Origin of the sequence: Haliovirga abyssi, from assembly GCF_030295325.1 — a bacterium.
Taxonomy (GTDB): domain Bacteria; phylum Fusobacteriota; class Fusobacteriia; order Fusobacteriales; family Haliovirgaceae; genus Haliovirga; species Haliovirga abyssi.
The window spans coordinates 2241993-2260405 of sequence record NZ_AP027059.1 but is presented as its reverse complement, the minus strand read 5'-3'; the positions used below and the strand labels follow the sequence as shown (position 1 = coordinate 2260405).

The following is an 18413-nucleotide window of genomic DNA, read 5'->3' as shown; positions in this document are numbered from 1 at the left end:
AAGTAGTTTTCTAAAGTTTTATCTACTATATTATAGGAACGTTTAAAAAATAATGTTCTCATATTTTATTATAAAAACGCTTAAAACATTGCATATTTTAAAGCAAAATGGGAATGTTATTTTTAAGCCATTCCATAATTATAAAAAAACCAATTAATATAGGAGGTTTGCAAACTATGAATAATCTAAAAAAAGATATTATAAAAATCGAAAAATACACAAATATTAATAAAAAACAATATTTTGAGTATATCAGAGAATGGGAAAAATCAGAAGAAAAAATTATCCCTTGGGCCTCAAGATGTGATGATTTAAATTTTGAAGAATTACAAACTAGATGGAGTAAATATGAAGAAGATTCAATGTATGCAAAAGGACTTGTCCCATCTACTTTATATTTTATGATTGATGAGAATGAACGAATTATTGGTGCAATTGATGTAAGGCATAAATTAAACGAGAATTTGAAAAAATCAGGCGGTCATATAGGATATGGAATCAGATTATCTGAACGAAAAAAAGGGTATGCTACTCTAATGTTAAAATTAATATTGGATATTTTAAAAGATAAAAAATATAATAAAATATTAATTACTTGTAATGATGAAAATATTGCATCTGCTAAAACGATAGAAAAGAATGGCGGAATTATGGAGAATAAAATTCAAAATAATGAGGAAATAGTTAGAAGATATTGGGTAACATTATGATCGTAAGAGCGTTATTAATAACGTTCTTACGAATATCTAGTAACCATTTAAATTAATGAAAAAAGTCAGGAATATTTAAATTAACATCAATAATATATTTACTTATAATTACTCTGTGAGAAAACAGACACATAATAGAATTATCATCTTGTCCATATTTAGAATCTCCAACAATTGGAAGCCCCATTTCAGATAGCTGAACTCTAAGCTGATGAGTGCGACCAGTTCCAAGTTTAGCTTCGAGAATAGTTTTTTTATCAAAAGTTTTTACTATTTTAAAATAACTAATACTCTCTTTTGCACCATCTTCATATTTATCTAATTCAATAACTTTCGTTTTTGTTTTTTTCAAAAAAGATTTAACAGCAAACTCTTTTTCTTTTGGAATACCATTTACAAGAATATAATAATATTTTTCAATTTTCCTATCTTTTATTAATGCAGAAATATCTCTAACAGTTGATAAATTTTTTGCACCAATTATTAATCCAGAAGTAGATTTGTCTATTCTATTTACAAATGTAAAATTCATATTTTGTAGATATGATTTTAACATTTCTGAAAGTCCATATTTGTAGCCACTTCCTTTATGCATAACTAATCCAGGTTGTTTATTAAAAATTAAAATATTGTTATCTTCATATATTATATCTGATTTTATCATTGATATATCTGTTTCATTTAAAGAGATAAAAGATTTTTCTTTTATTAAAATATCTTGATTAGAAATTATATTTATTATATCTCCATTTTGAAGGCGGTAATTTTGTTTTTGTTTTTTTTCATTTACTTTTATTTTTCCTTTTGTGATTAATTTGAAAATTTCATTTAAAGAAACACCTTCATATTTTTTTCTTATAAATTTATCTAATCTTGTATTTTCAAACTCTTTTTCAATTATGAATTTCATAAAAATCTCCTCTATTTTTTCTTATAAATCATCATATCATTTTTTCGAAAATTTTGCAAAAGTGGGAATAGTATAGTATAATAAATATGAAATAGAAAACAAATTAACTGTCTTGTAGCAAGTATTTAGGAATTAAATTCAAATTAAGATTAAATTTAGGAAAAGGAGAGAAATTATGAAAAAAATTATAGTTATAATGATTTTAATAATTAATACAGCAACTATATTTTCAATGAATTATGATGAAAATTTAAAAAAAGCACAAGAATTAAGTTGGGAAAAAAATTATAAACAATCAGAGGTAATTTTTAAAAAATTAATGAAAAATTATACAACAGAAGAGTTATATATTGCATATGCAAATCTGTTGGCTTGGCAAAAAAAGTATGATAAAGCTATTGAATTATTAAAAAAATATCCTAAAACAACGACTAATATGAGATTAGAAATTGCTAAATTTTATGTTTGGAAAGGGGATAAACAAAAGGCTTATGAACTATATATAAAATTAAAAAATAATGGAGAGAATATTGGAAAAAAAGGAGAACTATTTTTAAAGGAATATAAAAAAGTAGGAATAAAAGAAAAATCATATGAAATAAAATATGTATATTCAAATGATTTGAATATAGAATTTAAAGAGGAAAAACCAGCATTATATTTCACTTATAAAAGGAATAAAAATTTAGTGTTTGTACTGTCTCATACATTTGAGATGAAAGAAAAAAATGTTTATGAGTATAGAGACGACGCTACATATGAAACAAAAAAATCAAAGATTAAAAAACATAGAACAGAAAGTGAGATATATTTTAACAATCATCATATTGTACTTGGAACAACGGTAACTCCAATATATAATGGTGATGAAAAAGTTAATGGATACGATTTTGAAAGTTATTACCTTGGAGATGATGTTACATTTGGTTGGGTTACACTAGGTTTACATTATACAGATTATTTGAAAGCTGGATATAGAATTACAGGTTTAGGGCAAATTGATTATTATTTTAAAAATGGCTTTATTATATCAAATAAAATATCATCAAATTATATAGATAAAAAAATTGCGAATTCATTTATGGCAGAATTAAAATATAAAGAGCTGTGTTATTACAGATATTATTATGATTTAAAAGAATTAAGCTATGAAGAAATAAAGGTTAAATTTGATATAACTAAAACGTTCTTTGGAGAAATTGGTGGATATAGAGATTTTAATAAAGGGATTAATGGATATAGTTTTGGAATAGGAGCTAGATTTTAGGAGGGAAAATTAATTTGATTTTCGCTTAAAAATAAGGTAGTATTAAATTGAAGATCTGTTTTCATAATGGGAGGGATATAATATGGATTGGAGAGATAGTTTGAATTTGGGAATAGAAGAGATTGATAATCAGCATAAAGAATTGGTTGAGAGGTTTAACTCTTTTTTAGACATAGTATTTGATAAAAGAGTTCCCCAAAAAGAGAGGATAAAAAAACTTGAAGATACACTGAATTTTTTAGGAGAATATGTAGTGTTCCATTTTAATAGTGAAGAAGCTTTTCAAAAGAAAATAAATTATATAAATTATGAAGAACATAAAAAAATACATGAAAATTTCACAAATGACGTTATTAAATTTAAAGAAAAGTTTGAGAAAAATAAAGAAGATGAAAATTTAATAAAAACTTTTTCAGGCAGAGTAGCTGCGTGGCTTATAAATCATATCGCAGGAGAAGATCAAAAAATAAAAAATTATATAGATAAAAAAGAGATAGAAAAATTAGATGTAACAAAAACATATAAAGAGATAATAGGAAATAATTTGAAAAATATATTTAATATGATGTTTCAGGTAGATATTGAATTTGCAAAAGATAAAAATATAGATGTAAGTAATGATTTAATAATAAAAGTAGGAGTAATAGGGAATTTAAAAGGAGATATAATATATATTTTTGAAGATGAAAATGCTAAAAAATTAACTCAAACTTTAACAGGTTTAAAAGTAGATGAGGTAGATGAGTTTGTAAAATCAGCACTAAGTGAAATAGCTAATATTGTAAGTGGAAATACAATTACAAATTTATCAGAATTAGTATCAGGAGTAGATATAACTCCTCCAAAGTTTGTGGATAAAATAGATGAAAGAATATATAGTAAATTAAATGTTGAAAGTGATTTAGGAGTTATGAAAGTATTAACTAATATAAAATAAAAAAGGGTATTGATTAAGGAGTGAATATATTAAAAATATATTAAAAACAATTTCAGTACAAAGACGCAAAGGACACAAAGTTACACAAAGAAAAGATTTAGAAGCAAGTGATAAAGGGGGATAAATATTTGCAAATAAAAATTAGTAGTTAATTATCCGCGTTTATCTACGGCTAAAATCCTATAATTGTTTGATGCTATATTTTTTAAAAAATTTGTCTTATATAATAAAAGGTGGTATAATAAGATGATTAGATTTGTAAAGTATAGTATATTAATAAAATTAAGGAATGTTTAAAATATAAGAAATTTATTTTTAAGCTGTTCTTAAATACTATTTTGTAACTCTAAAATAAAATTAAAAAAAGGTGATTTTTATGAATGATGAAAAATATATGAGTATAGCAATAGAATTAGCAAAAAAAGGTGAAGGAGGAGTAAATCCCAATCCGCTTGTAGGTGCAGTAGTAGTAAAAAACGGAGAAATTATAGGAAGAGGATATCATCAATATTTTGGAGGGCCTCATGCAGAAGTTTATGCATTAGAAGAAGCTGGAGAAAATGCAAAAGATGCTACAATATATGTAACTTTAGAGCCATGTTCTCATTATGGGAAAACACCACCTTGTGCAGATAGGATAGTAAAAGCAGGGATAAAAAGATGTGTTATAGCTGTAAGTGATCCAAATCCACTTGTTGCAGGAAGAGGAATATCTAAGATGGAACAAGCAGGAATTGAAGTAAAAGTAGGGGTGTTAGAAAAAGAAAGCTTAAAAGTAAATGAAGTATTTATGAAATATATAACAAAAAGAGAAGCATTTTTATTTTTGAAATCAGCAATTACTCTTGATGGAAAAATTGCTACAAAAACATTTGATTCTAAATGGATAACAAATGAAATAGCAAGGAATGAAGTACATAAATTGAGAAATAGATATATGGCTGTAATGGTTGGAGTTAATACAGTTATACAAGATAATCCTAGATTAACTTCAAGAATAGAAAATGGGAGAAATCCCTATAGAGTAATAATAGATCCAAATTTAAGGACTCCTTTAGATAGCAATATTATAAAAAATAATAAAGATAATAAAACAATAATTATAACTTCAAAAGACAATGAAAAAATAGAAGATTATTATGATTTAGTGAGAATTGTTGAGATAGAAGGGGAAAAATTTATAATAAAAGATATATTAATAGAATTAGCAAAAATAGGGATAGATTCTGTATTAGTAGAAGGTGGAAGTAAAGTTATATCAGCTTGTTTTAAAGAAAAAGCAATGGATAAAGGGGTTATATTTATAGCACCTAAAATTGTTGGAGATGAAAAAGCATTAAGTTTTGTAAATGGATTTGATATAACGAATATGAGTGATTCATTAAAATTGAAAGATATAAAATTTAGAACCTATGATGACAATATTGGAGTATGGTTCGAAGGAGTAGAGTAGATGTTTACAGGATTAGTAGAAGAAATAGGAAAAGTAATGGATATAAAAAAAGGAAGAGAATCATTAAAAATAAAAATAGCATGTAAAAAAGTGACATCAAATGCTAAAATTGGAGATAGTATTGCAACAAATGGAGTTTGTTTAACTGCAGTTGAAGTAGGAAATGGGTATTTTGTAGCAGATGCAATGCCTGAAACAGTAAATAGAACTAATTTGAAATCTCTAAAAAGAGGAGATAGTGTAAATTTAGAAAAATCGATAACTCTTAGTACACCACTTGGTGGACATCTTGTAACAGGAGATGTAGATTGTGTGGGAGAAATTATAAGTGTAGAAAAAAATGATATAGCGATTTTATATAAAATAAAAATGAGCAGTAAATATATGAAATATATTGTAGAAAAAGGAAGAGTATCTATTGATGGAGCAAGTCTTACTGTTGTAGAATGTGATGAAAATAGTTTTGTAGTGTCATTAATACCTCACACTCAAGGAAATATAATATTGGGTAGTAAAAAAGGTGGAGATGAAGTGAATATAGAAACAGATTTAATTGGTAAATATGTGGAAAAATTATTAAATGGATATATTGGAGAAAAAGAGGTAGTAGATAAAAGTAAAATAGGGATAAAATTTCTAATGGAAAATGGATTTGCATAGAAATAGATTGAGAGAGGAATTCTATATTTTATAGATATCCTCTCTTTTTAGAATGAGATTGGTTTTTATAGGGAAAATAATTTTAGCACAAAGATACAAAGTGCACGAAGAAAAAAATAATTATCAATTATATATTTTCAATTATCTTTTTTTAATTCATTAGTAAAGTATAAATTTATTTAGAAAATAATCTACGCTGTTTTTCTAAATATGCGATTTTTCAAGGCAAAATTTTTCAGAAACAAAAAATTTAGAAAAATATTTATACTTTACCAGAGGAGATAGTGTAAAATAATTGCAGGATTTTATCTCCAGATAAACGCAGATAGTTATTCACCAATTTTTATCAGTTTTAATCTATGTTTGTTACATGGTTTTAAAAAATTTTTTCTTTGTGTAACTTTGAGTTCTTCTTTCTTTGTGCTGAAATTATTTTTCCTACAAAAAATTGACACTATCCCATATGAAACGTAGCTTATTTTTTTGTTTATAATGTGATATAATAACCAGTACAATAAAAGATATTTTTATATTTATTCATAAAATTATTTAAATTTAGGGAGGTAATTATGGTAGATAAGAAAAAATTATTAAAAACATTGGAAAATTTTGAAAATAAAAAGATTGCAGTAGTTGGAGATTTTATGTTGGACGAATATATATTTGGAAATGTAGATAGAATATCTCCAGAAGCTCCTGTTCCAGTTGTAAATGTTACAAATGAAACGTTTGTACTTGGAGGAGCAGCAAATGTTGTAAATAATTTATGTAGCTTGGGAGCAAAAGTTGTGGCATTTGGTGTAATTGGTGAAGATAAAAATGGTGAAAAAATGGAAATGGAGTTGGAAAAAAGAGGCGTAGATACAAGTGGAATATTCAGAGATAAAGATAGACCAACAATAGTAAAAAAAAGAATAATAGCTCATAATCAACAACTATTAAGATTGGATTGGGAAGATAAAAATGAGATTATATTTTATTTAGAAGATGAACTTTTAAATAGTTTTAAAAGTAAGATTAGTAATATAGATGCAATAATATTATCTGATTATGATAAAGGGGTATTAACTCCAAAAGTTGTAAAAACAATAATAGAAATCGCAAATAAAAATAATAAAATTGTAATAGTAGATCCAAAACCTAAAAATAAACTTAATTATATTGGAGCTACTTCAATGACTCCAAATACAAAAGAGGCATTAAACTGTTTGGACAATATGAAAATAAGAACAGAAGATGATTTTAAAATGTTAGGATATAAATTAAAAGATGAATTAAATTTAAAAAATTTATTAATAACAAGAAGCGAAAAAGGGATGTCAATTTTTGAAGATAATATAGTAGAAGATATCCCAACAATGGCAAAAGAAGTATATGATGTAACTGGAGCAGGAGATACTGTAATAGCAGTGTTTACATTGTCAGCATCAGCAGGTGCTTCATTTTATGAAGCTGCAAAAATAGCAAATACAGCAGCAGGAGTAGTGGTTGGAAGGATTGGAACTTCAACAGTAACAAGGGAAGAGATAGTAGAATTTTATGATAGCTTTGAAAAATAATTGAAAATGGAAAGTTGGAAATTAAAATCAAAAAATATTTAGAAATATTAAAAGGGGAGTTGATTAATTATGGAAAATTATACAGAGACTTCAACAGGGAGAATACAAAAAGTTTCAATAGTACCAGAGCAAGTTAGATTAAATGATTTTATAGTTGCAGATGATGTGTGGTATAGTATAGTGGCTATTTATAAGTATATGGAGCCGGAAGATGAAGATGATTATTGGTTTGATTTTACAGGAGAATCTGAAACTGGAGAAAAGATATATATTGGTGTAGATAAGAATGAAGAAGATATGTGGGAATATGCTGTATGGGAAATTGTGCCTAAAAAAGAGGTTAGAAGTGATGAAAAGCTTAGTAAAATAGGCTCAAATGGACATAGTAATAAAATAGAGTATAATGGAATAGAATATAAGATATCTTATGAAGGAGATAAACTATATGAAGCTTCTGTAGAAAGCTTTGTAAAGGGACGTACTAAAAATCCAGTAAAATATCCTGTTTTAATTTCTGATTTAGAAGATAATAGTGGAGAAAACTTTTTATGTATAGAGATAGATGAGGATGAAGTAGTTGAATTATCTATAGGAAAATATATAACTGATGTAGAATTAGTAAAAAACAGAGAAGAAAAGCCTAAATTTATGGATAAAATAAAAAATATATTTGGAGGCAGAAGATTATAATGAAAAAAACTATATTACTACTGCTGCTTTTATTATCAACTGCTAGTTTTGCAGAATACAAAGAATTTAAAACAAAATATTTCGATTTTATTTATCAAGAGAATATAAAAGAGCAAGTTATAGATTTAATAAAAAAATCTGATAATATTGCAGATAAAGAGTTTAAATTTTATGGATTTGAACCAACAAAAAAATATATTATAAGAATATTGGACAATGTAGATTATGAAAATAGTTTTACTGGGCTTAGTAGTATAGTCCTATATTTGAATGTTCCAAGAAGCAATGAGATTGAAAAAAATTATTCAAATTGGTTGGAATATGTATTTACACATGAATTAACTCATTTGATATTAAATAATAAAGTAAATGGATTATTTAAGTATGTTTGGGGCTTTGGAAATGTATTGCAAAATTTACTTATTCCAACGTGGATGCAAGAGGGGTTAGCTGTTTATTCAGAAACAAAATTTACAGATGGAGGAAGAGGTATTTCTGATAGATTTAATATGGTTATAAAATCTAAATATAACGATGAAAAATTTAAAGGATTATCTCTTGCAGGAAATTATAATTATAAGGGAGAAAATTCATATGTTTATGGATATAGTTTTATAAGTTTTTTTGCAGAAACGTATGGAGAGAAAAAATTAACAGCAGCAGTTGATTATTTTACACATCACCAATTAAAACCAGCGTATTTACTGTTTGCTAAAATTGCAGGAGTCTCTGGAAAGGAATTAAATAAAGAGTGGAAATTATATTTAAAGAAAAAATATAGTTTGAAAAAAGATTTAGTGGAAGGTAATAAAATTTTAAAAATTGCAGATAATAAATCAAATTTAAAAGTTGATAATGGGAAACTTTATTTCCAAGGATATTATAAAGATACAATATTAAATGAAAAATATGTTGGTGGAGTATTTTCACTTAATGTAAAAACGAAAAAATTAAAACAAGAGATAAAAGATGGAATTAGTGGAAGTTTTGGTGTTAAGGATGGAGAGATATATTATTCTAAATTAAAAACAAATGTATTGGAAGATAAGATAGAAAATGTTTCATATGAAGAGAAAGGTTGGAAACATAGATACCTTCTTTTGGATAGAGGAATAAATTTTTTGAAATTGCCAAATGATTTAGTTTATGTACAAAGGGAAAAAGGTTATGAAAGTTTAAAAGTTTTAGGTGGAGAAAAATTAATATCAGAGAATAAAAGATTTCAATTTGGAAAACTATTTTATTCTAATGGAAAAATATATTTTGATGCTTCCAAAAAAGGAGAAAAAGGAAATTTTATTTATAGTTTAGATATGAAAAATATGAAATTAGAAAAAATTACAGAGGGAATTGCTCCTTTTTATGATAATAAAAATAAAAAACTATATTTCGCAAAAGATATTAATGGAATTTATGAAATAGTAAGTTTGGATATAAAAACAGGAGATGAAAAACAGATAACTAATGTGAATTATGGAGCATTTGAACCTGTTATTTATAATGAAAATTTATATTATCTTAATTTTTATTCAAAAGGTTATTATATTTATAAATTAAATAAAAAAGATTTTGTTAATAAAAATTTATCAGAAAAAGAATTAAAAACTGTAGCTAATTTAGTGAAAAAAGAAGATATTAAATTAAAAGGAAAGCTAAAGTTAAAAGAAAAATTGGAACTAAAAGATAAAAATTTTAAGAATGGTTTAAGTTTGGCAAATGGAATAATTTTACCTGGTATGATAAATTTAAGCTTCGTAGATAAATTAGATAGAGAATATTATAATATATCTGCTTATTATTTTAAAAATGAGAATGAGGAAGTAAAAACAGGAGTAGCATTAAACTATAATTATAAATTAGCAGGTTTTCCAGTTTTTGGATTGGATTTACAAGTAGGAGATTTTAATTATTATGGTGTGAGAATAAGTTTACCATTATATTTGAGAAGATTAAAACAAGATAGTTATCTGAATTTTAGATATTCAAGTGAAGATATGGCATATGGTTTGGGATTTGGGAGATTTAATCTAAATCAAACAATTTCAGAGGGAATACCATTAAATAATTTGACATACAAAGATGAACATTTGGAGTTGTCATATTATTGGAGTAAATTTATTCAAGAGATTGATGAACCAATATTTAATAATAATATTTATAGAATTAACGAAGAAGACAGTGTTCAGCCAGAAGTGAAAATAAATAGTAATAAATTGCTTAAATTTAATTTGAATTTTCAAAAAGATATATTAATTGAAAAAGGTGATTTAACTGGTGGGATATCTTTAGATAAGATATATTTAAGAGTAGAAAATATGTATTTGAAAGAATATTTATGGGGAACTCAATCAGATATATTAAAATGTGAAACTGGTATAGATTTTTATATGACATACTATGCGGAAAGTAGGATTGGTGGTGGAGTTTATTATTATATTAATGATTTGGATAATGTGAATTTTGATAATAAAACGCCATATTTTTATTTTAAATTTATGTTTTAGACAAAAAAATCAAAGGAGAAATAAAAAATATGTATAGAATTGGAAATGGATATGATGTTCATAGATTAGTAGAAGATAGAGATTTTATATTAGGCGGGGTAAAAATAGATTATCCAAAAGGATTACTTGGACATTCTGATGCAGATGTATTAATTCATGCAATAATGGATGGACTTTTAGGAGCGTTGGCTTTAGGAGATATTGGAAAATATTTTCCTGATACAGATGAAAAATATAAAGGAATATCTAGTTTGAAATTATTAGAAAAAGTATATGATTTAATATTAGATAAAGGTTATAAAATAGCTAATATAGATTCAATAATAGTGTTGCAAAAGCCTAAAATAAAAGATTATATTGAAGATATGAGAAAAAATATAGCAGAAATATTAAAAACAGATATAGATAAAATAGGAATAAAAGCCACAACAGAAGAAAAATTAGGATTTACTGGAAATGGAGAAGGGGTAAAAAGTTATTCAGTAGTATTGCTGGAAAGATAGTTGGGAAAATAATTGACGATGGGAAAGCAAAAGAAAAAATAAAAAGATTGGAAGAGTAAGGAGAGATTATATGGCTTTAATACAATTTAAAGATATTTATAAAGCATATAGTGGGGAATATGTTTTGGAAGACATAAATTTTACTATAGATAATAAAGATAGAATAGGAGTTGTGGGAGTTAATGGATGTGGAAAAACAACTCTTGTAAAGATGATATTAGGATTAGAAGGAGATGAAATTTCGCCTGAAACAAAATCTAAAGGAAATATGGTTTATAAAAGTAATATAGAAATAGGATATCTTTCGCAAAATTTTGATTTGGATGAGAGAAATACTGTTTTTGAAGAGATTGTGAATGTATATGAGGATATTCATGATAAATATAAAGAGATTGAGACTTTAAATAGTGAAATAGCTATATATACTGGAGAAAAACAGAAAGAAAAAATGGATATGTTGGCAAAATTATCTTTTGAATATGAGCAGGCGGAAGGATATAGTATAGAATATAGAATAAAAGAGATTTTAAATGGAATAGATATGCCAGAGGAGCTGTGGAATCTAGAAATATCTAAATTAAGTGGAGGTCAAAAAAGTAGAGTGGCATTAGCTAAAATTTTATTAAAAGAGCCAGAACTATTAATATTAGATGAACCTACCAACCATTTAGATTTAAATGCAATAGAATGGCTTGAAAAATTTTTAAAAGGGTATAAAAACGCATTTTTATTGATTTCGCATGATAGATATTTTTTAGACAACGTAACAACTTCTATATTTGAAATAGAAGATAAAACTTTGCATACATACAAAGGAAATTTTACAGATTTTATTATTCAAAAAGATATGAGGATAAAAGGGGAACTACGAGAATATGAAAAACAGCAAGAAAAGATAAAGAAAACTGAGGAATTTATAATAAGATATAAAGCAGGAATAAAAGCAAAACAAGCAAGAGGAAGAGAAAAAATATTAAATAGATTAAAAAGGGCTAAGAGACCAATAACAGAAATAGATAAAATGAAATTGAGATTTGAAATTGAAAGAAATTCTGGAGAGAAAGTGTTGGAAGCTTTTAATATTTCTAAAAAATATGGGAATAAAAAACTGTTTGAAAATTTAAATTTTACAATATATAGAGGAGAAAAAATAGGAATAATAGGAAAAAATGGTGTTGGAAAATCGACGTTGCTTAAAATGATAACAGAATTAGAAGATGAAAATGGAGAATTTAAAATTGGAGTTAATGTTAAAATTGGGTTTTATGACCAACAACACAAAAATTTAAATTTAAATGATACAATATTAGAAGAAATTATGAGTGATTTAACAATTACAGAAGAAAAAGCAAGAATGATAGCATCACAATTTTTATTTGAAGATGAAGATATAAATAAAAAAATAAAAGATTTGAGCGGTGGAGAAAAAGCAAGGGTTTCATTTATAAAAATAATGAGAGAAAAGCCAAATTTTCTTATTTTAGATGAACCAACAAACCATTTAGATATATATTCTAAAGAGGTTTTAATTGAAAGTTTGAAAAATTATGAAGGGACATTAATAGTAGTATCACATGATAGATATTTTTTAGAAAGCTTAATAGAAGTTATATATTTGTTAGATAAAAATGGATTAGAAAAATTTAGTGGGAATTATGAAGCATACAAAAATAGAGGAAAAATTAAGAAAAAAGTTGAAAAGAAAGATAATAGCTATGCTGAACAGAAAAAAATTAAAAGTGAAATAAAAATTAAAGAAAATAGATTGAAAAAAGTTGAAAGATTAATAGAAGAATTAGAAGGAAAAAAAGATGAATTAGAGAAAGAATATGAAAAAGCAGGTAGAGAAAATAGTTATGATAAATTAATAGAATTACAAACTCAAATTGAAGAATTAGATGAAAATATATTAGAAAATATGGAAGAGTGGGAAGAACTAGAGGAATTTTTTAAAAATATATAAAATAAATAACAAAACGGCACATACATATATATAAAGAATTTATGTATAAAAAAATGGACAAAGAAGATAATTATATTGACAAAAAAATGAAGAAATAGTATAATAGGCGATATAGTATTAATAAAATGGGATAGGGAGATGGAAAAATGAAAAAAGTGCTATTAAGTTTATTCAGTTTAGTTTTAGTTTTATCGTTTGCAGGATGTGGAGAAAGCAAAGAAGCAAACAATTTTGATTCAAGAGCTAAATTAGCAAAAGATTCAGTATTAGAAAAAGTTTTAAAATCAGGGACGTTAAAAGTGGGATTAGAAGCTGGTTATTTACCATTTGAATTTATGTCAAAAGATGGGAAATTAATAGGATTTGATGTAGATTTAGCAAAAGAGATGGGAAAAGAACTTGGAGTAAAAGTTGAATTTGTAAATACTGCTTGGGATGGTATAATACCAAGTTTACAATTAGGGAAATATGATATAATAACATCTGGTATGACAAGAACTTTACAAAGAGCATTAAGTGTGAATTTTACAGAGCCATATTATGAAACTGGTCAAGTTATAATGGTTAGAAAAGGTGAAACTAGATTTAACTCTTATAAAGATTTAAATAATCCAGCAATAAAAGTAGCTGTAAAATTGGGAACTACATCTGATATTGTAAGTGGAAAAATGTTGAAAAAAGCAAAAAGAATTCCATTTAAAACAGAAGCAGATGCAGCAATGGCTTTAAGAACGAAAAAAGTGGATGCAATGGTTTATGATAAACCATTTATATCAGATTATGTAGAAAAATTTAATGATGTAAAAATGATGCCTGAATTATTCAGTAAAGAATTTTTTGGATTTGCAATTAAAAAAGGAGATCCAGATTTCTTAAATTGGTTAAATTTATTTATAGCTGAAATAAAAGCAAACGGAACTTACGAAGAATTATACAATAAATGGTTTGTTGAAAAAGAATACAAAAAGTAAACTAGCCGCTTTATAGCGGCTTTTTTCTATTAGAGTTTTAGATGTATCGTTCAGCTTTAATCATTTATTGAAAAAAAAAAAGTATTATGATATACTTAACTAATAAAAAATAGGAGGAAAACATGGTATATAATTTTCATTTTGAAGTAGTTGCAAAAAATTTGCCTTTTTTACTAAAGGGTGCAGAAAATACACTATTATTATCAGCAATTACAATTGTAACATCAATTATATTAGGAATTATAGTTGGGGTATTTAGAACATTCGGAAAAAGTAAAATAGAAAATAAAAATATTAGAGGTAGGCTAATCTTTGGGGTTAAGTTTTTAGTATACTATATTGCTACAATATATGTAGAAATAATAAGAGGAACTCCTTTACTAGTCCAAATTTTTATGGTTTATTTTGGGCTTCCTAGTCTAGGAATAGAGATAAATGCTTGGCCTGCTGGCTTAATAGCGTTGACATTAAATAGTGGTGCGTATATAGCTGAAATAGTTCGTTCAGGGATAGAATCTGTAGATGGTGGACAAGTTGAGGCTTCTAGATCTTTAGGATTTAATTATTTTGAGACTTTATTATATATAATTTTACCGCAAGCAATAAAAATGATAATTCCGCCTTTAACAAGTCAATTTGCAGCATTAATAAAAGACACTTCACTTGTATCAATAATTGCAATAAGTGATTTAACTTTTACAGGGCAACAAGTTATTACAAGAACGTTTAGATCATTTGAAGTTTGGATTGCAGTTGCTGTGATATACCTTATAATGACATTAGCAGTGTCTTTAGTATCTAAGCATTTTGAAAGAAGAGGTGATATGAAATGATAAAGATAGAAAATGTAAATAAGTGGTTTGGAGAATTACATGTATTAAAAGATATAGATAATTTAATAGAAGAACAAGAAGTTGTAGTTGTAATAGGACCTTCTGGCTCAGGAAAAAGTACATTACTTAGAAGTATAAACAGATTAGAAGAGATTCAAGAAGGGAATATAATAATAGATGGTGTAGATATAAATTCACCAAAGACTAATATAAATCAAATAAGAGAAGAAGTTGGAATGGTTTTTCAAAGTTTTAATCTATTTCCTCATTTAACAGTTTTGGAGAATATAACATTAGGGCCTATAAAATTAAAAAAGATGAAAAAAATAGATGCTGTTAAATTAGGAGAAAGTTTATTGGAAAAAGTTGGATTGGCAGAAAAAGCTGATGTTTATCCAAATAAATTATCTGGTGGACAAAAACAACGTGTGGCTATAGCAAGAGCTTTAGCTATGAATCCAAGAGTAATGTTATTTGATGAACCAACGTCAGCTCTTGATCCAGAAATGGTAGGAGAGGTTTTGCAAGTAATGAAAAATTTGGCAAAAGAGGGAATGACAATGGTTGTAGTAACTCATGAAATGGGGTTTGCTAGAGAAGTTGGAGATAGAGTTATATTTATGGCAGATGGAAAGATAGTGGAAGAGGGATCGCCAAATAAAATTTTTGATAATCCAAGGGAAAAAAGGACACAAGATTTTTTGAGTAAAATACTTTAGGAGGTAAAAAAGATATGTCAAGAATGAAAATAAGTGGGCAAACTCAAGGGAAATTAGTTTTCTCTTACGATATTAGAGAGGGACACATTGAATATAAAAAATTAATTCCTGCATTAAATAAAAAATTAATTGAAATGGGAATAGAGGCAGTTGGAGAAGAAAAAGAGTTGGAAAATGTAGTAGGAGAAGTTTTATATAGAATAAATGAGTTTACTTTTGATAATTTTTATAATATTCTTGAAGGAAAAGAGGATAAAATAGATATTAAAAATATTTTAGAAGATGTAATAAAGGAAATATGTAAAAAATGAAAAATATAATGGTTGAGTTAGAATATGATGGGAGCGTTTATTTTGGTTCTCAAAGACAGCCAGATGCAGTTACTGTTCAAGGAGAAATAGAAAAAGCATTATATAAAATATTAGGTGAAAAAGTAAATATGGTTTTTTCAGGGAGAACAGATAGAGGAGTTCATGCAATAAAACAAGTAGCAAATTTTTTTACAGAAACTAAAATACCAATAGAAAGATTGGCAAAAATTATTAATGGAAAATTAAGTGGAAATATATTAATTAAGCAGGCTAAACTTATGCCTGCTGATTTTCATTCTAGGTTTTCTGCTAAAAAAAGAAGTTATATATATAAAATAAAAAAGAGATCTGAATTTACTGTTTTTGAACATAATCATATAACATTTATTGGAGATAAAGATATAGATATAGAAAAATTACAAAATATCTTAAATCCTTTAGTTGGAAGATATAATTTTAACAGATTTCGTAAATCTGATTGTGGAGCAAACTCGCCAATAAGAGAGATATTTGAGATAAAAGTAAATAAAAATGGGAATGTTGTAGAAGTTTATATAGAAGCAAATAGTTTTTTGAAAAGTATGGTTAGGATAATTATGGGGGTTGCTTTAAATATATATTTCGAGAAATTAGATAAAGATTATATTGTGGAAAGTTTGGAAAATCCTAATGGAGAGAAGAAAAAGTATATTGCTCCTCCAAATGGGCTTTATTTGTATGATGTTAGATATTAGGGGAAATGATTTCAGTACAAAGGAAAAACATTTAAAACCAAGGGATGAATACAGATAAAAAAATTATAATTAAAAAATATTTTGTCTTTTATTCTTTCAATATTCTTAGGTAATGATGAAATGAAAAAGATAATGAAATAGGACAATTGGTAAAAACAGCTATTTTTAGTAAGTAAAAATTGAATTTTCAACATATTTTGGGGAAAAGGGTGTGGAAATGTGGAAAAGAAGTGTGGAAAAGTTGAAAAAGAGATTAAATTTGTTGAGATTTTTCCGGAGCAGAGAGAAAAAATTGTCCAAATAAAAGAAATAGAGGAAAAATCTTTTGGAAAAGGTGCAATAGATGAATGGGTATTAATGCCAATAGTACGATATGGCAAGATTTTTGGGTTAGAAAGTTGTGGAAAAGTAATAGGGGTATTAGAGTTAATGCAAAAATGGGGCAATAATGAAGCGTATATATTTAGTTTAGCAATTTTAGATGAATTTAAAGGCAAAGGATATGGAAACTATTTATTAAAAAATACAATAGAAGAATTAAAAAAATATAAAATTAATAAATTATCTTTAACAGTTTCAGAAAAAAATATAATAGCAATAAATTTATATAAGAAATTTGGATTTAAAGAAATTAAAATGTTAAAAGATGAATATGGAATTGGAATAGATAGAATTTATATGAGAAAAGATTAAAATATGAGGTGAATAAATTGATTGCGGAAATATTAAAAGATATGATTGAATATTTTGAAAATGATGTCAGAAGAATAAATCATGCAATAAAAGTATATACTATTGCTAAAAATATAGGTGAAAATGAAAAAGTATCAGATGAGAATTTATTTATAATAGAAATAGCAGCTATTTTACATGATATTGGAATAAAAATAAGTGAAGAAAAATATAATAGCAGTAGCGGGAAATATCAAGAGATTGAAGGACCTGGTGTAGCAAAAGAGATATTGAAAAAGTATAATTTGAAACACAAAATATTAGAAAGAGTTCTTTTTTTAATTGGAAACCATCATAGCTATTCAAAAATTGATAATATAGATTTTCAAATATTAATAGAAGCAGATTTTATAATAAATATTTACGAGGATAAATTATTAAAAGATAGTATTGTATCAATAAAAGAGAAATATTTTAAGACAAAAATAGGTAATAGTTATATAGAAACTATGTATTTGAATAATATTTAAAGAATGTTTGAAAATAGAGGTGTGAAAAATGAGAATAATTGATATGCATGAATTAACGGTTGAGAATGCAATTGATAAATTTATACAAGTTTATAATGAAAATATTGGGAAAAGTATAAAGATTATTCATGGATATGGTTCTTCTGGAAAAGGTGGGAAAATCAAGAAAAAATTAAGACAATTTTTAGATGAAAATTTAAAATATTTAGAGTATACAATAGGGGAAAAAATTGATGGCAACAGAGGCTATACAATAGTTAATGCAAAAAAAAGAGTTCCGCTAAAAATTGATTATATAAAAATAGAAATTTTAGAATTTTGTAATGCAGCAAAAACTAAAGAAAAAATAGCAGGAAAATTTAGAAAATATGAACCTGAAAAAATATTAAAAGCATTAAGGCAATTAGAGAAAAGCGGAGAATTAAAAGTAATTAATAAAGGGAAACATAAATGTTATCTTAAAAATTATTACTAGGAGATGAAAAGC

The 18413-nt window shown here is 25.7% G+C and carries 19 protein-coding genes; 18 read left to right on the top strand and 1 reads right to left on the bottom strand.

The window, feature by feature from the left end; genetic code table 11:
• The first annotated feature begins 176 nt into the window (after positions 1 to 176).
• Complete coding sequence (locus RDY08_RS09855; protein ID WP_307904258.1) at positions 177 to 710, top strand: GNAT family N-acetyltransferase; 534 nt, start codon at positions 177 to 179, stop codon at positions 708 to 710.
• A 52-nt stretch (positions 711 to 762) separates the two neighbouring features.
• Here RDY08_RS09855 and RDY08_RS09850 read toward each other — a convergent pair whose 3' ends face one another.
• Complete coding sequence (locus RDY08_RS09850; protein WP_307904257.1) at positions 763 to 1620, bottom strand: RluA family pseudouridine synthase; 858 nt, start codon at positions 1618 to 1620, stop codon at positions 763 to 765.
• Between the two features lie 175 nt (positions 1621 to 1795).
• Between RDY08_RS09850 and RDY08_RS09845 the strand changes: the two genes are divergently transcribed.
• The 17 genes from RDY08_RS09845 (at position 1796) to RDY08_RS09765 (ending at position 18401) form a co-directional block, all read left to right on the top strand.
• The gene (locus RDY08_RS09845) at positions 1796 to 2887 is read left to right on the top strand and encodes a tetratricopeptide repeat protein (protein WP_307904256.1); all 1092 of its coding nucleotides are present in this window, start codon (positions 1796 to 1798) and stop codon (positions 2885 to 2887) included.
• A gap of 82 nt (positions 2888 to 2969) precedes the next feature.
• Positions 2970 to 3824, top strand: a complete 855-nt coding sequence (locus RDY08_RS09840) for a bacteriohemerythrin (RefSeq protein ID WP_307904255.1) — start codon at positions 2970 to 2972, stop codon at positions 3822 to 3824.
• Between the two features lie 376 nt (positions 3825 to 4200).
• The gene (gene ribD, locus RDY08_RS09835) at positions 4201 to 5277 is read left to right on the top strand and encodes a bifunctional diaminohydroxyphosphoribosylaminopyrimidine deaminase/5-amino-6-(5-phosphoribosylamino)uracil reductase RibD (protein WP_372339416.1); all 1077 of its coding nucleotides are present in this window, start codon (positions 4201 to 4203) and stop codon (positions 5275 to 5277) included.
• Positions 5278 to 5937 (top strand): riboflavin synthase, encoded by a 660-nt coding sequence (gene ribE, locus RDY08_RS09830; RefSeq protein ID WP_307904253.1) that lies wholly within the window; start codon positions 5278 to 5280, stop codon positions 5935 to 5937. It begins immediately after the preceding gene.
• Between the two features lie 569 nt (positions 5938 to 6506).
• Positions 6507 to 7496, top strand: coding sequence for a D-glycero-beta-D-manno-heptose-7-phosphate kinase (gene rfaE1 / locus RDY08_RS09825; protein ID WP_307904252.1), 990 nt, complete (start codon positions 6507 to 6509; stop codon positions 7494 to 7496).
• Positions 7497 to 7565: 69 nt separating this feature from the next.
• Positions 7566 to 8186: a DUF4178 domain-containing protein gene (locus RDY08_RS09820; RefSeq protein ID WP_307904251.1), complete on the top strand. Its 621-nt coding sequence runs from the start codon at positions 7566 to 7568 to the stop codon at positions 8184 to 8186.
• On the top strand, positions 8186 to 10690 hold the full coding sequence (locus RDY08_RS09815) for a gluzincin family metallopeptidase (RefSeq protein WP_307904250.1): 2505 nt from the start codon (positions 8186 to 8188) through the stop codon (positions 10688 to 10690). The genes RDY08_RS09820 and RDY08_RS09815 overlap by 1 nt, the downstream gene beginning before the upstream one ends.
• Positions 10691 to 10719: 29 nt before the next feature.
• Positions 10720 to 11193, top strand: a complete 474-nt coding sequence (gene ispF / locus RDY08_RS09810) for a 2-C-methyl-D-erythritol 2,4-cyclodiphosphate synthase (RefSeq protein WP_307904248.1) — start codon at positions 10720 to 10722, stop codon at positions 11191 to 11193.
• A 70-nt stretch (positions 11194 to 11263) separates the two neighbouring features.
• Positions 11264 to 13156 (top strand): ABC-F family ATP-binding cassette domain-containing protein, encoded by a 1893-nt coding sequence (locus tag RDY08_RS09805; protein ID WP_307904246.1) that lies wholly within the window; start codon positions 11264 to 11266, stop codon positions 13154 to 13156.
• A 146-nt stretch (positions 13157 to 13302) separates the two neighbouring features.
• On the top strand, positions 13303 to 14127 hold the full coding sequence (locus RDY08_RS09800) for a transporter substrate-binding domain-containing protein (protein WP_307904245.1): 825 nt from the start codon (positions 13303 to 13305) through the stop codon (positions 14125 to 14127).
• A gap of 122 nt (positions 14128 to 14249) precedes the next feature.
• Complete coding sequence (locus tag RDY08_RS09795) at positions 14250 to 14960, top strand: amino acid ABC transporter permease (protein WP_307904244.1); 711 nt, start codon at positions 14250 to 14252, stop codon at positions 14958 to 14960.
• Positions 14957 to 15679, top strand: a complete 723-nt coding sequence (locus RDY08_RS09790; RefSeq protein WP_307904243.1) for an amino acid ABC transporter ATP-binding protein — start codon at positions 14957 to 14959, stop codon at positions 15677 to 15679. The genes RDY08_RS09795 and RDY08_RS09790 overlap by 4 nt, the downstream gene beginning before the upstream one ends.
• A gap of 14 nt (positions 15680 to 15693) precedes the next feature.
• On the top strand, positions 15694 to 15990 hold the full coding sequence (locus RDY08_RS09785) for a hypothetical protein (protein ID WP_307904242.1): 297 nt from the start codon (positions 15694 to 15696) through the stop codon (positions 15988 to 15990).
• Positions 15987 to 16724: a tRNA pseudouridine(38-40) synthase TruA gene (gene truA, locus RDY08_RS09780; protein WP_307904241.1), complete on the top strand. Its 738-nt coding sequence runs from the start codon at positions 15987 to 15989 to the stop codon at positions 16722 to 16724. The genes RDY08_RS09785 and truA overlap by 4 nt, the downstream gene beginning before the upstream one ends.
• Before the next feature lie 219 nt (positions 16725 to 16943).
• The gene (locus RDY08_RS09775; RefSeq protein ID WP_307904240.1) at positions 16944 to 17417 is read left to right on the top strand and encodes a GNAT family N-acetyltransferase; all 474 of its coding nucleotides are present in this window, start codon (positions 16944 to 16946) and stop codon (positions 17415 to 17417) included.
• Between the two features lie 17 nt (positions 17418 to 17434).
• Positions 17435 to 17926 (top strand): HD domain-containing protein, encoded by a 492-nt coding sequence (locus tag RDY08_RS09770; RefSeq protein WP_307904239.1) that lies wholly within the window; start codon positions 17435 to 17437, stop codon positions 17924 to 17926.
• A gap of 28 nt (positions 17927 to 17954) precedes the next feature.
• Positions 17955 to 18401, top strand: coding sequence for a Smr/MutS family protein (locus RDY08_RS09765; RefSeq protein WP_307904237.1), 447 nt, complete (start codon positions 17955 to 17957; stop codon positions 18399 to 18401).
• Positions 18402 to 18413: the final 12 nt, after the last annotated feature.

What these genes read in the sequence shown, in the direction of transcription:
- RDY08_RS09795 (WP_307904244.1), top strand. Translation starts at nt 14,250, where the DNA reads ATGGTATATAATTTTCATTTTGAAGTAGTTGCAAAAAATTTGCCTTTT.
- RDY08_RS09850 (WP_307904257.1), bottom strand. Translation starts at nt 1,620, where the DNA reads ATGAAATTCATAATTGAAAAAGAGTTTGAAAATACAAGATTAGATAAA.
- RDY08_RS09765 (WP_307904237.1), top strand. Translation starts at nt 17,955, where the DNA reads ATGAGAATAATTGATATGCATGAATTAACGGTTGAGAATGCAATTGAT.
- ribD (WP_372339416.1), top strand. Translation starts at nt 4,201, where the DNA reads ATGAATGATGAAAAATATATGAGTATAGCAATAGAATTAGCAAAAAAA.
- RDY08_RS09820 (WP_307904251.1), top strand. Translation starts at nt 7,566, where the DNA reads ATGGAAAATTATACAGAGACTTCAACAGGGAGAATACAAAAAGTTTCA.
- truA (WP_307904241.1), top strand. Translation starts at nt 15,987, where the DNA reads ATGAAAAATATAATGGTTGAGTTAGAATATGATGGGAGCGTTTATTTT.
- RDY08_RS09840 (WP_307904255.1), top strand. Translation starts at nt 2,970, where the DNA reads ATGGATTGGAGAGATAGTTTGAATTTGGGAATAGAAGAGATTGATAAT.
- RDY08_RS09790 (WP_307904243.1), top strand. Translation starts at nt 14,957, where the DNA reads ATGATAAAGATAGAAAATGTAAATAAGTGGTTTGGAGAATTACATGTA.
- ribE (WP_307904253.1), top strand. Translation starts at nt 5,278, where the DNA reads ATGTTTACAGGATTAGTAGAAGAAATAGGAAAAGTAATGGATATAAAA.
- ispF (WP_307904248.1), top strand. Translation starts at nt 10,720, where the DNA reads ATGTATAGAATTGGAAATGGATATGATGTTCATAGATTAGTAGAAGAT.
- RDY08_RS09785 (WP_307904242.1), top strand. Translation starts at nt 15,694, where the DNA reads ATGTCAAGAATGAAAATAAGTGGGCAAACTCAAGGGAAATTAGTTTTC.
- RDY08_RS09805 (WP_307904246.1), top strand. Translation starts at nt 11,264, where the DNA reads ATGGCTTTAATACAATTTAAAGATATTTATAAAGCATATAGTGGGGAA.
- RDY08_RS09855 (WP_307904258.1), top strand. Translation starts at nt 177, where the DNA reads ATGAATAATCTAAAAAAAGATATTATAAAAATCGAAAAATACACAAAT.
- RDY08_RS09845 (WP_307904256.1), top strand. Translation starts at nt 1,796, where the DNA reads ATGAAAAAAATTATAGTTATAATGATTTTAATAATTAATACAGCAACT.
- rfaE1 (WP_307904252.1), top strand. Translation starts at nt 6,507, where the DNA reads ATGGTAGATAAGAAAAAATTATTAAAAACATTGGAAAATTTTGAAAAT.
- RDY08_RS09800 (WP_307904245.1), top strand. Translation starts at nt 13,303, where the DNA reads ATGAAAAAAGTGCTATTAAGTTTATTCAGTTTAGTTTTAGTTTTATCG.
- RDY08_RS09815 (WP_307904250.1), top strand. Translation starts at nt 8,186, where the DNA reads ATGAAAAAAACTATATTACTACTGCTGCTTTTATTATCAACTGCTAGT.